This window comes from Agrobacterium bohemicum, from assembly GCF_002896715.1.
Classification (GTDB): domain Bacteria; phylum Pseudomonadota; class Alphaproteobacteria; order Rhizobiales; family Rhizobiaceae; genus Agrobacterium; species Agrobacterium bohemicum.
Genome location: NZ_PGEL01000023.1, coordinates 83,042 through 97,133 on the forward strand (window position 1 = coordinate 83,042; position 14,092 = coordinate 97,133).

The following is a 14,092-nucleotide window of genomic DNA, read 5'->3' on the forward strand; positions in this document are numbered from 1 at the left end:
TTTCAAGGGGATGTAGCTCTTCACCTGAGGCACAGAAGTGCGTCACATCATGGTGATTAGAATGGTCAGACCCGTCAAGCGTTTGGGTACAAACAACGCTCAATTCAGACACCGCATACCGCTCGACTTGGTGGAAAAGCTCAAGGGCCAACACTTTGCGGTTGACCTTCCGCTTACTCTTGACGCCCTTGATGAGCGCGCTACGTTCCGTGTCTCTTGCACGATTGGCGCTGAGATNAAATTCTCTCTCAAGACAAAAGACCCGAGACTGATCAGCGTACGTCACGCCGCCGCTCTCGGAGCCGTAACAACCTTTCTCGACGCCGCGAGACGTGGGCCGGTAGACTTGAACCATCGCCAGCTGCAAGCCGTCCTTGGGCTAGCCTATCGCCAGCTGATGGCAAAGCATGAGGACAATCCGCCGCCTATAACGAAGGATGCGGAGTGGTCGGAGTTCGAACAGTGGAAGGCCATTCTCATTGCGACGGAGGAATGCTTTGCGTTGAGCAAGTCTTTCGGCCTTCCGCGCGCCGTTGACACGATACGTCCGTTGTTTGAGGTCGATATTTTCCTAGCATCCAATCAGATACAACTTACTGNAAAAAGCTACGCAGACTTCGTGAGAGCGTTACCAGAGACCGTTGCCGATGCGATGGGTACTTTGATGGATCGCGCGCGCGGAAATTATAAGCCAGATCAGGTCGCGGCAAAGTTTCCTGAATGGAATACGGGCCGACCGGGAGCGCATACAGCGCCGTCGAAGGGGCAAGTTAAAACCTTCGACGATTTGTTTGATCGTTGGAAAGCTGAAAGCAAAAGGGCAGCATCTACTATCTCGACATGGCGCGGCTATATCAACCGCTTCAAGACGTTCGTGGGCCACGACGACCCGCACAGAGTCGAAAGAGTCGATGCGCAGCGATGGAAAGATGCGCTCGTCAATGAAGGGCGTAAGAAGGTCTCATCGACGTATCTTGCGACTTTCAACACGCTCTATCGTTTTGGCATGAGCAACAGTGAAACGACCGGGATAAGGCACAATCCATTCGATGGCGTGAAGGCAAAGCAGAAAGTTCTGGCAGGGACCACGCGCCTACCTTTCTCCACCGCCGAAGTTGCCACAATCCTCAATGCAGCGCGCGCCGCGCCTCTCAATCATCTGAGGTGGATACCGTGGCTTCAAGCTCAGACAGGCGCGCGTGTAGCTGAGGTGGCGCAGCTTTGGGGTGGAATGATCGTGACTGATGATCACGGACACCCTTGCATCCGTTTCCAACCGGCACCGGACGGCGGCACCTTAAAGAATGTAGGTTCTGAGCGCATTGTACCGCTCCACCCGCATATCATTTCAGCAGGGTTTATGGACTTTGTGCGTGCACGCGGTGCAGGGCCGCTGTTCTATGGTGCGCGCTCAGGTAAAATAGCGATCAAAACGCGCGAAGAACAGAAGCATCCATCGAAAGGCGTCAGCAACAGGCTCGGCGCTTGGGTTCGAAACCTAGGCATCACTGATGAACGTAAGGCCCCGACGCATTCGTTCCGCCATTGGTTCAAATCGGAAATGATGCGGCTAGAGGTCTCGGATAAGCTGGTTGATAAAATTCAGGGACACAGCGACAAGAACGACTCAAGTGGGTACGTACATGCCGATACGTCNATGATGCTTGCGGCAATTTCAAAGTTAGACCTTAACGCTATAGCGGACAGAGCGCCGAAACAGGCGTAGGCCCTTCTCGGAGAGATCAACCTAAGATAAGCTTCACGCCAATCATCGGGGGTTTTGGTTATGGGGCGTGTAGCTTTTCTTTGCGCAATCTTCCTTTCGGCTCCTAATTTGGCACTGGCATTTTGCTCTCAGCCGTATGGCGATGTGACGCTACCTGATGCACCGGGAAGCTTCCACAAGCCGACTGCTCCTTATTGTCTCTCTGGCTATAAGTTTTCCGGCAAGCATAGTTGCTCTGATTGGGAGATAACCAGCTATCAGAACGAGGTGGAGACCTACCTCACCAAGTTGCGCAGCTTTGCCAATGAAGCCGTTGACGCAGCGAACGAGGCCATAACCTTCGCTAACGATGCCAAAGCGTACGCCAAGTGTGAAAGCCAGAACGTCCTTGCTGAGTTGAACTAAGAGCCACCTTATGGACTTCCTCTCAATTATCTTAGCGGCATTAGGCATCCAGCGAGAGCGGGCAAGTAAAGCCAGTGACCGGAGGATAGAAGCCTACCGCCTTGTCTCTGAGGTGTCAGCAGAGGCTGCACAAGCGGCCAACATGGTGGCTACAGCAATGCCTGGCATCATGCGGCGGCTTCAAGTTCTCTACCCAGACCAACCGGAGATACCAGCAAGCTGTTCTACCACTCTGACCACGATGTTCACCCAAGCGAAACAGCTGCATGAAATGGCAGAAGGCTACAAGCCGACGGTTGAGAAGGGCAGCAATTGGGCTGACTGGGAGCTGGCCTTAAGGAAGCTGCACGAATGGCGGTCTACGGCTTCCTTGCTGCGGCCTCAGACAGAGACAATCATCCGGCGATACGAAGAGCTACTGACCCAAGCTGAGCTGGATTGGGATGAGCCCCTGTCACCCCCGCAGCAGCCCCCACGGTCTGAGCGCGACAGGGGGTGGGATGCTCCCCCATTATGAGAGCGGGGCCGGGGGAAAGCTCGCCGCAGCTGCTACGTGATTAACTCTGAGATACGTGACCCCTGTGGAAGTCGGAAGGCTATAATTCCTGTGGTAAGAACATCAAGGCGCTTGCAAAGTGCAAAATTATGTGGCTATTTTCCGCTTAATGCNAAATCGACATGCATAGCATAAGGAAAGCTACATGATTCCCGATGAGCGTAGATTAGAGTTTGAAGCCGCGATAAGACGAGACATTCCCCGCAATGCGCTCGTTGAAGTGAAGACAATGTTCCCCTGTGCTGCCGAGCAAGCAGACGTTGCCGTAAGCACCTCGCACACAGCCATAGTGGATGGGGTGCCATTGTCCCGTTTCCGCCAAAGTAGGGCGGTGGGTCTTATGCGACACAATATTATCGATGAAGCCTTTGAGGGGATACTCGCCCGGAACGGCGCTGAGTTTGTGAAATCCGTTCCTGTGGAGTACGCACCCGATGAGATTGCGCTTGCCCCTGTCCACCTCACTACCGGCGTCTTTGGCCATACAATGGTCGGCTTCGCCTCGCATAGAGAGCTAACAGATACACCTGTTAAAAACGCAACACGCAGGGCCCTTTGCTATCNAAACCGTGGCCTTTCGGCTGATCNTTTCCATCCGCCTGAAATGTTCAGTGATAGGAAACGAATGGCCGTTATCATGGTGAGGCGCGATCCCAACGTGCTTGGAAAGCTGGCGTCTCTAACCTTGTCCGTTTTGGATAGCAGACAGGAAACCTTCATCTATCAATCGGATATCGATGAATTTCTTGCTGGTTACGGTGTGGGAGCTGTTCCTGTCGTTAAGCGTCCCGTGATGCTCAAACCCGTGAAGGGTAGCTTCAAGGACACAAATGGGGATGCGTCACGCGATCAGAGCGAGAAGTGATTTAGGAATGAGAAGTGCGTAGCGGAATACAGACATTTGTGGGAGCCAAGCTTGCCGAAGCACGACAAGCACGGGGCATTTCATCGCGAAAAGCTCTTGCCGATATGATGCAGCGTGCAGCTAGCACAGTGCAGCGCTGGGAAGAAGGTGACTCTTTCCCGGAGCCGCAAGCGTTGTCTGAGCTTTCCACACTACTTGCTGTCCCAGAGGACTTCTTTCTAACGCCGCGATCAGATGGCGCTGGTCCTTCTTTCTTTAGATCATTTGCTGGCGCTTTGAAAAGTGACAGACTCATCCAGCATGCGCGGCTGGCGTGGCTGGAAGACATCACAGCGGTAGCTGAGCACTACGCTTATCTGCCGGAAGTGAATGTGCCGGATTTGATGGGTGGTCGAAGCTTTAAGTCGCTCAGGAATGAGGATATAGAAGCCCTCTCACAAGCCGCAAGAGAACACTGGGGACTTGGCCTCAAGCCTGTACTGGACGTAGTAGCGTTCGTTGAGGGTATTGGCATCATCGTAGCGGCTGAGCAGATGGAAACGGATAGACTGGATGGTCTCAGCCGTTGGGGCCAAGACGGAAGGCCCTACATACTCTTAGCTAATGACAAACAATCTTTCGCACGCCGTCAATTCGATACAGCTCATGAGCTGGGCCATATCCTTCTGCACAGGCAGATAACCGAAAGCGAGTTCGAAGAAAACTTCAAGCTCATTGAGGATCAAGCGCATAGCTTTGCGTCGGCATTCCTGCTGCCCGCAAGTCAATTCAGTGTCGAGGTTGACTCTGGAGCTATATGGGAACTTGAGCGCCTTAAGGCACGCTGGAAGGTATCGATAAAAGCTCAGATCATGCGGCTCAAGCGGCTGGATATTTTAGACCCCCTATCCTCACAGCGACTCTTTAAAATTTATAGCTCTAAAGGATACTCTTCGAAGGGCGAACCCTACGATGATGTTTGGCCGCTGCAGCAACCCAGCTTATTAGCTGATGTCTTTCGGGCTTTGGTCGATGAAGGCCAAATCAGTAAAGAGGCTCTTTGCCACGACCTTCCGCTGTTCCCCCATGATGCCGAAAGCTTATCTGGGCTCCCAGCTGGCTGGCTGACGCTGGAAACGGCTAGAATTGTTGAGTTCAAAACTGATGCACTCAGACGCCCTAAGGACGGCAGCAATAGTGCGCAAGTTATTCCTCTGACGAGAAAGTAGCCTTTTCAGAATTCGAATCCCACACCGCGACGAGATTACCTAATTGCCTCCTGATGAGGTCGCGGGAGGTCAGCGCAGTCCTGCGAACAACCTGATGAAGCCCATGCCGCTGGTAGCAGACAGCAAGGCAAGCTCAATGGGAGCTTCATGAACTTGCTCAAACGGTGCCCCGTGCCTGTATGGATGGGCCTCCCTGACCCAAGCATTAAGGGTCTCCAGCACGCGGGCTACCTTGTCCTCAGCTTCGGGAAACTCTTTGTATCGATCAAGAAGGATTAGCTTCAAGCATCCGTCCACTGACTGCTTGTTTAGACGGTTCGCGGTATTGGGGCCGATCACCACGAGGAAGGAGCTTTCCACGGCTTCGAAGACACCCCGGATCAATCCTTTGCCGCTCTGCTTTACAGGTGAAAGCGCTTTTAAACCCTCTTGTAGAGCCGCTCGTGCTGCCGTGAATTCAGGCCTGTCGAGGCCAGAGAGAGCAGCCTCCACGGCGGATGAGAACTCCGCATCGACCAAGAAATGAATGCCACCCCTATCATCCATTTTGTAATGTAAATCCTCTTGCTCCAAAATATCACGGGCTACCGTAAGCTGATTTGGAGCTTGCCGTATCCACAGAGTTATTGCGCTAAGGAAGTCGCTAACGTCTGATTTTTCCCAAAAGCCGTTGTGAAACCATCCATTAAAATACGGGTACTCAGCGCCAAGCTCTCCCTTAACGATGAGGGGAAACTTATTTAGCTGGTCCACGCTCATACTGGCCAAAAAGCGAGCCGCCACTCTTCTCCGGGCCTTTATGCTGTCAGAGAGCTTTGTGGGGCTTCGCTGATAACTCCTAGTGAAAAGCTCACCCTCTTTCGCTTCCGCCACTTTCGCCCTCCCCCTGATTCGAACTTCTGTATGCCACGATGTCGCGGGCCTCAATAACCGAAAGGCCAGACGCTACTAGCTGGAGCAACTCGTCACGCATTCTTATGTGATGCTCAGGGTCTTTCCTCAAAGTCTCAGGAAGCACCTTGCCGTGTCGGTAAGCAACACGCGAAACCCCATCGTCAGCATCCCGCCACTCTATACGGGCGTCTGGGACGAACTCGAAGCGTGGGGCCAGTTCTACTAACTGCGGCGTGAGGCAGAGCCACTGGCTACCCATCTTGACCACAGAATGCAGTATCAGATCGGAACCACAGACCATCCACCCAAAGACATGACGACTCAGCCTACTGGGGTCATTTGCTTCTTGCGTAGAGCAATTAGTGTGGCAGTCGTACGGCACCATGTCAGCCGCTAAAAGTTGATCTCTTGGTGGGCGAGTTACGACCACGCGCGGCAGGGAGATTACCTCTGTATAAGCGCGCTTCTCCCACTCGGTAACTGGNAAAGCAAAGAGTGCAGCATCACGCAATATTAGCTCGTCTAGCTGTAGACTAGTCTTAGGGGCAATTGCATTGGGNAAAAGATCGTTTTCCATTGCCGATTTGTCTCATCCTGCCCCACACTTGCTTCAGAACAAGCCCCCAGTGCCTGTTCCCTTACGCCGGGTTTCCGTTGTTCGCTCTTCCCAAACCTCCTGCCAAATCCTGTAGGTGTCGGCAACCATGCTTTCTAGCTCATCAAGGGNAAAAAGCTCAACGCCTGTGTCAGTGTACAACTGCACAGACCGTCCATCACCTTCGTCGTTATCTTGGAAACGAACAATGCCCAACCTAACGTCTGCAAAGTCATCATCAGCTACACGGATACGCTCATGCATCATTGAAAACGCAAACCTGCGGCCTACCTTGGTGAGCCCTTTTGTTCGGCGTGGGTCGACNAAAATCACATGCGGCTGCTGCTCTACTGCCAGCACCATCGGAAGCCAAAAGCTAACCTTTTTGCCAACACCGACATGCATGGGGAAAAAGTCCTGCTTTCTTCCAATCACGCTGTACCCAGATGCAAACTCATGCAGGGCTTTCGCTATCTGCGATGCAGAACGCATGTGCCACGGTCAGGAAAATATGACGCTGAAAACGTCCAAGGTTATCGACACCCAACCAACGGGCAAGCTCGATGTCGAGAACGCGCGGGCCTGTGTCGGTGAGAGATAGAGTGAAAGGTGTCATGATGTCTCTTTCCAGAAATCGGATTGTCGAATGATTGTCCCAGTGGGTCACTCTTATTGGTCAGCACAACGCGGAAAGCCGACAGCGCGGAGCCAGTAGCGCATTTCATGGGCAATCGGCTTTTTGCTGCGCGATAAGAGCGCGTCGAGACCAGCCGTAGAAATGATGGTCATGTCCCTGCCAGCCGAGAAGCCTATGGTCTCTCTCTTGATGATACGGCGTTGGCTCTCTTTCAACGCCAAGTACGAACGCCAGTATCCGACATCCGTGCCGTAGAGGGTCTTGAGAATATCTGTCCCAAGAAACCAGAAGACGCCGTCGATCTCTACGGTTCTGATTTCGCATGTTTGGAACGCATACGATGTGGTGTGGGGTGTCATGTGCAAGCTTTCGAAATTTGGCCACGCCTGGCTTCGGGAGCGCATTGGCGTAATCGAGAAGCCCCTTCGCTAGAGGGTTACGATAAAGGCCACAGGTAGTGAGACTGTGGCCTTTTTCATTTATGGTGATGGTCCCGTGTTGGTCAGCATCGTTGATGAGTTAGTCGTGAACTAATCCGGCCCGGAACTGGCCTTGCCTGTAAGCGCGGCGCTTGTAAGAGTAATATGATACTGCGAGTCCTATACCTCGCGTCCAACAAATCTCATTTTTGAATAACTTTGCGTAAAAGCCACTCGGTAGTTTTTCAAAAACGACGGACTCGCCGATTTTTATGTTCATTCCTATGTACCCCTACATGATAACAAGCGTCTTTCGTTGTTAACGATACTGATACACNAAACTGATACACACATCAATGAGAAAATCAGGNAAAACACAATGNAAACAATATCACTATCGAGAGTGAGACCCGTCCTCTTCTGGGCACCATTCCATTCTTGATCTTAGCCAGATCAACAACTTACCTGAAAATTTGATGTGNAAAAGCACTGNCCGACGGGCGATTAAGTGCCGTTTGTGGGCATATATTTGACGTTGGACGGGCGTTAAAGCGAGCAAACACAGCTCCGCGCGCTCGTCATGCTCNTTTCCAAAAATACAGTGATAAATATTACTGGCCACCGCCAGTAGCACCCTCGTTGGTGGAGTGCTCTTCGCAATTGGGTGTGCAGGAAAGAACCGTGCGCGCCGTTTGACGGAAAACGCGAACCGTGTTGCCTTCGTCGATCGACACCAGCACACGCTCATCAACGATCGCATTCCCATCTGCGTCCAGAAGAACCAGATTTGTGGTGCCAAAGCTGCGCCCAGTGAGGACGATTGTGGTTGCATCTGCGACCGTCGCATCTGCGACTTTGGAATTACCGATGATGACCTTGCTGACGGGACGATCAAGTTTCAGGACCCGCGCATGGTTCATAGACACGCGCAACATGTCGTTTTCTGCAGCCATAATTGGTGATGACGTTGCGATAAGCACCGTCAAGGTAGCCGCAATTCTTGCTATAAAAACGGACAGCATGGATATAGACAGCCTCGGTTAACTCGTTACGCATTTCATCGAAATCACCATGCGCGGCATTGGTGAATGAAGCGTTAAGTCAGAATCCCAATACGATACTGCCTCGACCATGACAGATGGATGCGGGTGAACCATTATATGCCATGCGCCATAATGGAACACGATATGCGCCACCTTGAAACGCATTTGGGAACATTAAACGAAAGTCCAAAAGCTGGAGGAGTAAGGATTGTGGACTGTGTATAAAAATTGAATTTCTACTTTGATCTATTGTTTACTATGCTCAACTACANCCCCCATTAACTAATTTTTAACGAGATTTTTTAAGTCGTTGGAAATCGACCTTCTATAATTTGGGATCAACCGAACAGCGGAAAACAGTTGTCGGCGTGCTGAACAACAATCGAAGAGTTTAGGAGAACCCGCATGACAAAGATTTTCGCTCGCTTCATGAAAGACGAGTCCGGCGCGACCGCCATCGAATACGGCCTGATTGCAGCGCTGATTTCCGTTGCTATCATTGCTGGTGCTACAACGGTTGGCGACAAGCTAAAGATCGTATTTGACAATATCGCCACGAAGATGACCACAGCTTCTGGAAAAACAACCTGATATAATAACAAATCGTCGCCCTTAGAGATGAGGGCGACGTTTCCGATATTGGAGGAACAATTGTGAGCACATTAGCCATATTGCTGATACCTCCATTTTGTTTGGCGTTTGCCGCGATCACTGACCTATTAACAATGACTATCCCCAACCGCGTCTCGGCGATTCTTTTCGGCTCCTTCATTGTAATCGCTTCAATTATAGGGATGGATTGGCAAAGCATAGGCATGAGTCTTGTCGCAGGCCTTGCCGTTCTATCAGCTTGTTTCGCGCTGTTCGCAATGAACACAATGGGTGGGGGCGATGCCAAACTTTTGACGGCATCGGCTGTTTGGTTTGGCTTCAACACTTCACTTGCAACATTTTTGATCTGCGTTGCTATTGTTGGTGGAGTTCTTACTCTCGCGATTTTACTACTGCGCTCCCGTAAGCAAGAAATCATGGCAAGCGGCTTGCCAATTCCTGATTCACTTCTAGTTGCAAAGAAAGTGCCTTACGGCATAGCTATCGCTATCGGGGGCCTCCTGACCTACCCCGAAGCGCCCATCGTGCAACTCGCCATGCAGCACATGCTTTGACGGCACATTTCCAATAATCGTGTTGTTTATTTCTCATTAACCACGACGCGACAGATTTTATTAACTATAATTACACCAATGGCGGGCCAAGGTTGAGATCAGAGATTCTGACTCCCTCAAGGCCCAAGCATGAAACCGTCACGTGTCATCATACTCTCCGTTGCTATTGTTGCCGCTGGTCTTGCCGGTTTGCTGGCGATGCAGCTTGGCGGTCCTCAGCAGGTCGTTGAACAGGCGGAAGCCATCATCCAGAAAGAGCCGACGGTCAATGTGCTGGTTTCCTCGGTCAATCTGCCAGTGGGAAGCCGTCTGAGTGCAGACTCCGTGCGCTGGGCGCAGTGGCCACAAGGCAGTATCAACGATAACTTTGTCACCGAAACCAAGCGACCAGACGCTATCACAGAATTGACCGGGTCCATCGTGCGCCTGCCTTTGTTCGAAGGCGAGCCGTTAAGACCAGAAAAAGTGGTCGATTCCAGCACACGCATCATGTCCGCTCTTTTGCCGGCGGGGATGCGTGCCGTCGCCACGGAAATTTCCGTCGCCACGGGTGCCGGTGGCTTTGTGCTACCGAACGACCGGGTCGACGTGATCATGGTTCGCAAGGGTGACGCTGGAAGTTTCCTGACCGAAAACGTTTTGAACAATGTCCGCGTCCTTGCCATCGATCAGCAGATCAAGGAAGGCGAAGACGGCACGACCGCTGTCGTTGGCGCAACCGCAACCCTGGAACTGACGCCCGAGCAGGCNAAAATCATGATTGTCGCACAGCAGATGGCGGACCGCTTGACGCTTTCCCTGCGCTCAGTTGCCGACGCTCAGGACAGCGATACGACATCGGCCAATTATCTCTTGAGCGGTGGCTCGGGGCGACCGGCCATTCAAGTTATCAAATCCGGCTCGATCGTCCGGGAAGGACAGGGAGGGTCGTCACAATGATCGTATCTCATGGATTTTGGCGCCTGAAACAGGTTATGCGCTCCTCCGTTACCGGCGGCATCGCTTTTTGCATCGCCTTTTCTGGNTTTCCCGGAATGAACATGCCTTCCGGCCTGTCGACGCATGAGGCGCTTGCCCAGAGCGCCAGCATCGTGCGGATCAATGAAAGTGGCCAAGGTGTCCGCAAGCGCCTGAAGCTGGGCTTGAACAAGGCACTTGTCATCGACCTGCCGCAGGACGCCCACGACATTCTCGTTGCCGACCCCAGCATGGCAGATGCCGTAACGCGCAGTTCGCGGCGCATTTATCTGTTCGGCAAGTCGGTTGGCCAGACGAATATCTTCATCTTCGGTGACCAGGGCCAGGAAATCGTCAGCCTCGATTTGGAAGTCGAGCGGGATATTTCCGGCCTTCAAGCCAACTTGCGCCGGTTCATTCCAGAATCCGACATTCGAGTCGAGATCGTCTCAGACAACATCGTGCTGTCGGGCAGCGTGCGGACGCCGCAGGATTCCGCCCGCGCCGTTCAGCTGGCCTCCGCCTTTCTGAAGGGCGGTGAGGCCACCACGCGCAATATCACCGAGACAAGCCAGAGCAATGGCGACGGCGCTGTCGCGATTTTCGCCGAAGACCGTCAGCAATCCTCCATCGTCAACATGCTGACAATCGAGGGTGAAGATCAGGTCACGTTGAAGGTGACCGTTGCCGAAGTCAGCCGTCAGGTTTTGAAGCAACTCGGCTTCAACGGATCGATCAGCGGTACGGGCAGCGATTTGGGTGGACGTATTTCCTTCTCCAACCCGTCGAACCTCGGCAACGCAATCGGCCTTGCTGGTACGGGAAATGTGGCCGGTACCATCGGCAAATTGACGCTTGGCAGCTATTTCAACGCTATGGAACAAGCAGGTGTCATGCGCACGCTTGCAGAACCAAGCCTCACCGCCATTTCTGGTGAGCAAGCCAAATTCTATGTTGGCGGGGAGTTTCGCCTGCCCGCTGAGCAGCAGGTTTCGATTGACGATGCCACTGGGCGGCCAACCGTCACGCGCTCGACCGATACGGTCGATTACGGCATCGAGCTCAATTTCCGGCCAGTTGTGCTTTCTCCTGGACGGATCAGCCTGNAAATCGAAACCAATGTGTCCGAGCCGACCTACGAAGGCAGCGCAGTGACGGGCAATGGCAGCAGCATCAATGTTCCCGGCAGCACCTATTTGTCGATCCGCAAGCGCGAAGCGTCCACAAGCGTGGAGCTTCCATCCGGTGGATCGATCGTGATCGCTGGTCTGGTGCAAGACAATGTTCGCCAGGCCATGTCCGGCATACCCGGCGTCTCCAAGGTGCCGGTCCTCGGAACACTGTTCCGCAGCAAGGACTTTATCAGGAACGAAACCGAACTGGTCATCATCGCGACGCCCTATCTGGTTCGCCCCGTGTCGCGCAATGAAATCGCCCGGCCTGACGACAACTTCAACCCGGACAATGATGCGGCGATGTATTTCATGAACCGGGTGAACAAGGTTTACAGCAAAAAGCAACAGGCTCAGACACAGCCCTATCAGGGCTCGGTAGGGTTTATCTACAAATGACAAAGATGCATCAGATGAAACCTTTCTTCGATAGTCCTTCCATCCGCCGTGGCGGGTTGTTACTCGCACTTTTGACGACGGCGGCGCTGGCGCAAGGCTGCGCGCGCGACCCGATGTCGACGGGTGCCATACCTGATGATTACCGCACCCGTCACCCGATCACGCTTTCGGAAGCCCAGCACTCCCTGGATATTGCCGTATCGGCTGGTGACAACCGCCTGACCGTGGGCGTGGCAGACAATATCAAAGGCTTTGCCCAGAGCTATACCGCGACATCATCAGGCGTCGTCCAAATCCAGGTGCCGACAGGCTCTGTGAATTCGGCGGCGGCATCCATATTTAAACGCCAGGTCCGGTCTGTACTTGCATCGTCAGGCATACCGGCGGGAAAAATCGTCGAGACACCCTACCGCGCCGCGCCATCCGGCGATGCCGCCCCTATCCGCCTGAGCTACATCGCCGTTACCGCGATGACCGGGCAGTGCGGACAATGGCCGGAAGACTTGTCCGACAACACCTATTCCAACAAGAATTGGTACAATTTCGGCTGCGCCTCCCAGAATAATCTGGCTGCGCAAGTGGCAAATCCGATGGATCTCGTCGGNCCGCGCGGCATGAGCCCAATCGATGCGGAGCGACGCTNCGTGGTGATCGGCAATTATCGTTCAGGCAAGACCACCGCAACAACAGAATGACGTCCAGTACGCAACGCACGCGGCGACAGGAAAAACAATGAGCCCGGTAAACTACGATATCCAGCACGCAAATCCGGACGAGGTTTACTCCGAAGAGCCCTTGCGCGTAGGAGATATGGACGATTTGCGGCCACTGCCGCGTATCTCGATCCATGCCTTTTGCGAAAGCGAAGGCATGCAACGGCTGATGGAACGTCTGTCGGGCGACCGTCGTATGAACAAGGTCAGCTTACGTACCACCAATGGTGAAGTCGAAGCTGCCGCAACCATGTTTTCGTCCAGCCCGACGCCCAACCTGATCATTCTCGAAACGGCGCGCGAACCTTCGACCCTGCTGAATGATTTGGCCCCGCTTGCGGAAGTCTGCGATCCGACCACACGCGTTATCATCATCGGCCGCCACAACGACATCACGCTTTACCGCGACCTTATCCGCAACGGTATTTCCGAATATCTGGTCGCTCCCGTCAAGATGCCGGATTTGCTGGCGTCGATCTCGGCGATCTTCGTCGATCCCGAGGCGGAGCCACTGGGTCGCAATATCGCTTTCATCGGAGCCAAGGGCGGTGTCGGCTCCTCCACGATTGCTCACAATTGCGCCTTCGGCATTTCGACGTTGTTTTCGACCGAGACCATACTGGCCGATCTCGACCTGCCTTTCGGCACCGCAAATATCGATTTCGATCAGGACCCGGCACAGGGCATTGCGGAAGCGGTCTATGCACCGGAGCGGCTGGACGAGGTTTTCCTTGATCGTCTATTGACCAAATGTTCCGAACATCTTTCCCTGCTGGCCGCCCCCTCTCTCCTCGACAGGTCCTACGATTTCGAGCGATTGGCGTTTCAGCCACTTCTCGAGCTCCTTCAACGCAGCGCGCCCGTGGCAGTTCTCGATGTTCCCCATATCTGGTCGGACTGGACGCAGACCGTGCTGGCGGAAGCGGACGAGGTGGTGATTACAGCAGTGCCGGATCTTGCCAATCTCAGAAACACCAAGAACCTGCTGGACGCGCTCAAAAAGCTGCGGCCCAACGACAAGGTTCCGCATCTGGTGCTCAATCAGGTTGGCATGCTCAAACGCCCGGAGATCGCGCCTGCGGATTTCTTCGAGCCGTTGGAAATCCAACCTGTCGCCATTATTCCATTCGATGTGCAGCTGTTTGGCAATGCCGCCAATAGCGGGCGTATGATCAGCGAAATCGATGCGAAATCTCCCATCGCCGAAACCTTCTCGCAGATCGCTCACATCGTGACGGGACGGTCCTCCACCCGTAAGACGAAACGGGCGGGCCTTGGTAAATTCATGGACTTGATCAAACGCAAGTAAGCGCGTTCCGCGCCTCTAGCGACATACC

14 protein-coding genes are annotated in these 14,092 nt (G+C 53.4%); 9 read left to right on the plus strand and 5 right to left on the minus strand.

Features of this window, described 5'->3' with window-relative positions:
• Positions 1–1,006 precede the first annotated feature (1,006 nt).
• The 3 genes from CUC55_RS23630 (at position 1,007) to CUC55_RS09485 (ending at position 4,760) form a co-directional block, all read left to right on the plus strand.
• Entirely contained in the window at positions 1,007–1,726 is a 720-nt protein-coding gene (locus CUC55_RS23630) for a site-specific integrase (RefSeq protein WP_425352810.1), read from the plus strand.
• Between the two features lie 60 nt (positions 1,727–1,786).
• Positions 1,787–2,131 carry a hypothetical protein gene (locus CUC55_RS09470; protein ID WP_067649289.1) on the plus strand — a complete coding sequence of 115 codons (345 nt, stop codon included), beginning with the start codon at positions 1,787–1,789 and terminating at the stop codon, positions 2,129–2,131.
• A gap of 1,435 nt (positions 2,132–3,566) precedes the next feature.
• The gene (locus CUC55_RS09485) at positions 3,567–4,760 is read left to right on the plus strand and encodes a helix-turn-helix domain-containing protein (protein WP_157940941.1); all 1,194 of its coding nucleotides are present in this window, start codon (positions 3,567–3,569) and stop codon (positions 4,758–4,760) included.
• Between the two features lie 69 nt (positions 4,761–4,829).
• Here the strand turns inward: CUC55_RS09485 and CUC55_RS09490 are convergent, their stop codons facing one another.
• The 5 genes from CUC55_RS09490 to CUC55_RS09510 all read right to left on the minus strand — a co-directional run bounded on the left by CUC55_RS09490 (position 4,830) and on the right by CUC55_RS09510 (position 8,258).
• Complete coding sequence (locus CUC55_RS09490) at positions 4,830–5,633, minus strand: hypothetical protein (RefSeq protein WP_067649301.1); 804 nt, start codon at positions 5,631–5,633, stop codon at positions 4,830–4,832.
• 631 nt (positions 5,634–6,264) lie between these two features.
• Positions 6,265–6,741 carry a hypothetical protein gene (locus CUC55_RS23745; protein WP_170063853.1) on the minus strand — a complete coding sequence of 159 codons (477 nt, stop codon included), beginning with the start codon at positions 6,739–6,741 and terminating at the stop codon, positions 6,265–6,267.
• Positions 6,704–6,865: a hypothetical protein gene (locus CUC55_RS22720; RefSeq protein ID WP_157940943.1), complete on the minus strand. Its 162-nt coding sequence runs from the start codon at positions 6,863–6,865 to the stop codon at positions 6,704–6,706. Before CUC55_RS22720 ends, CUC55_RS23745 begins: the two co-directional genes overlap by 38 nt.
• Positions 6,866–6,918: 53 nt before the next feature.
• The gene (locus CUC55_RS09505) at positions 6,919–7,245 is read right to left on the minus strand and encodes a BRO-N domain-containing protein (RefSeq protein WP_067649308.1); all 327 of its coding nucleotides are present in this window, start codon (positions 7,243–7,245) and stop codon (positions 6,919–6,921) included.
• Between the two features lie 671 nt (positions 7,246–7,916).
• Entirely contained in the window at positions 7,917–8,258 is a 342-nt protein-coding gene (locus tag CUC55_RS09510) for a pilus assembly protein N-terminal domain-containing protein (RefSeq protein WP_103087787.1), read from the minus strand.
• A gap of 495 nt (positions 8,259–8,753) precedes the next feature.
• Here CUC55_RS09510 and CUC55_RS09515 point away from each other — a divergent pair, with 495 nt between their 5' ends.
• From CUC55_RS09515 to CUC55_RS09540, 6 genes are all read left to right on the plus strand, one after another.
• Positions 8,754–8,939 (plus strand): Flp family type IVb pilin, encoded by a 186-nt coding sequence (locus CUC55_RS09515; RefSeq protein ID WP_067649314.1) that lies wholly within the window; start codon positions 8,754–8,756, stop codon positions 8,937–8,939.
• A 62-nt stretch (positions 8,940–9,001) separates the two neighbouring features.
• Positions 9,002–9,514, plus strand: a complete 513-nt coding sequence (locus CUC55_RS09520) for an A24 family peptidase (protein WP_067649317.1) — start codon at positions 9,002–9,004, stop codon at positions 9,512–9,514.
• A gap of 129 nt (positions 9,515–9,643) precedes the next feature.
• Complete coding sequence (gene cpaB / locus CUC55_RS09525) at positions 9,644–10,453, plus strand: Flp pilus assembly protein CpaB (protein WP_067649320.1); 810 nt, start codon at positions 9,644–9,646, stop codon at positions 10,451–10,453.
• The gene (locus CUC55_RS09530; RefSeq protein ID WP_103087676.1) at positions 10,450–12,042 is read left to right on the plus strand and encodes a type II and III secretion system protein family protein; all 1,593 of its coding nucleotides are present in this window, start codon (positions 10,450–10,452) and stop codon (positions 12,040–12,042) included. The genes cpaB and CUC55_RS09530 overlap by 4 nt, the downstream gene beginning before the upstream one ends.
• A 5-nt stretch (positions 12,043–12,047) precedes the next feature.
• Positions 12,048–12,737: a CpaD family pilus assembly protein gene (locus CUC55_RS09535; protein WP_425352811.1), complete on the plus strand. Its 690-nt coding sequence runs from the start codon at positions 12,048–12,050 to the stop codon at positions 12,735–12,737.
• Between the two features lie 37 nt (positions 12,738–12,774).
• Positions 12,775–14,064, plus strand: a complete 1,290-nt coding sequence (locus CUC55_RS09540; RefSeq protein WP_067649329.1) for a CpaE/TadZ family protein — start codon at positions 12,775–12,777, stop codon at positions 14,062–14,064.
• The last annotated feature ends 28 nt before the right edge of the window (positions 14,065–14,092 follow it).

Excerpts from the sequence above, each read along its gene's own strand:
- CUC55_RS09515 (WP_067649314.1), top strand. The coding sequence starts at position 8,754 with ATGACAAAGATTTTCGCTCGCTTCATGAAAGACGAGTCCGGCGCGACC.
- CUC55_RS09505 (WP_067649308.1), bottom strand. The coding sequence starts at position 7,245 with ATGACACCCCACACCACATCGTATGCGTTCCAAACATGCGAAATCAGA.
- CUC55_RS09540 (WP_067649329.1), top strand. The coding sequence starts at position 12,775 with ATGAGCCCGGTAAACTACGATATCCAGCACGCAAATCCGGACGAGGTT.
- CUC55_RS09470 (WP_067649289.1), top strand. The coding sequence starts at position 1,787 with ATGGGGCGTGTAGCTTTTCTTTGCGCAATCTTCCTTTCGGCTCCTAAT.
- CUC55_RS09510 (WP_103087787.1), bottom strand. The coding sequence starts at position 8,258 with ATGGCTGCAGAAAACGACATGTTGCGCGTGTCTATGAACCATGCGCGG.
- CUC55_RS22720 (WP_157940943.1), bottom strand. The coding sequence starts at position 6,865 with ATGACACCTTTCACTCTATCTCTCACCGACACAGGCCCGCGCGTTCTC.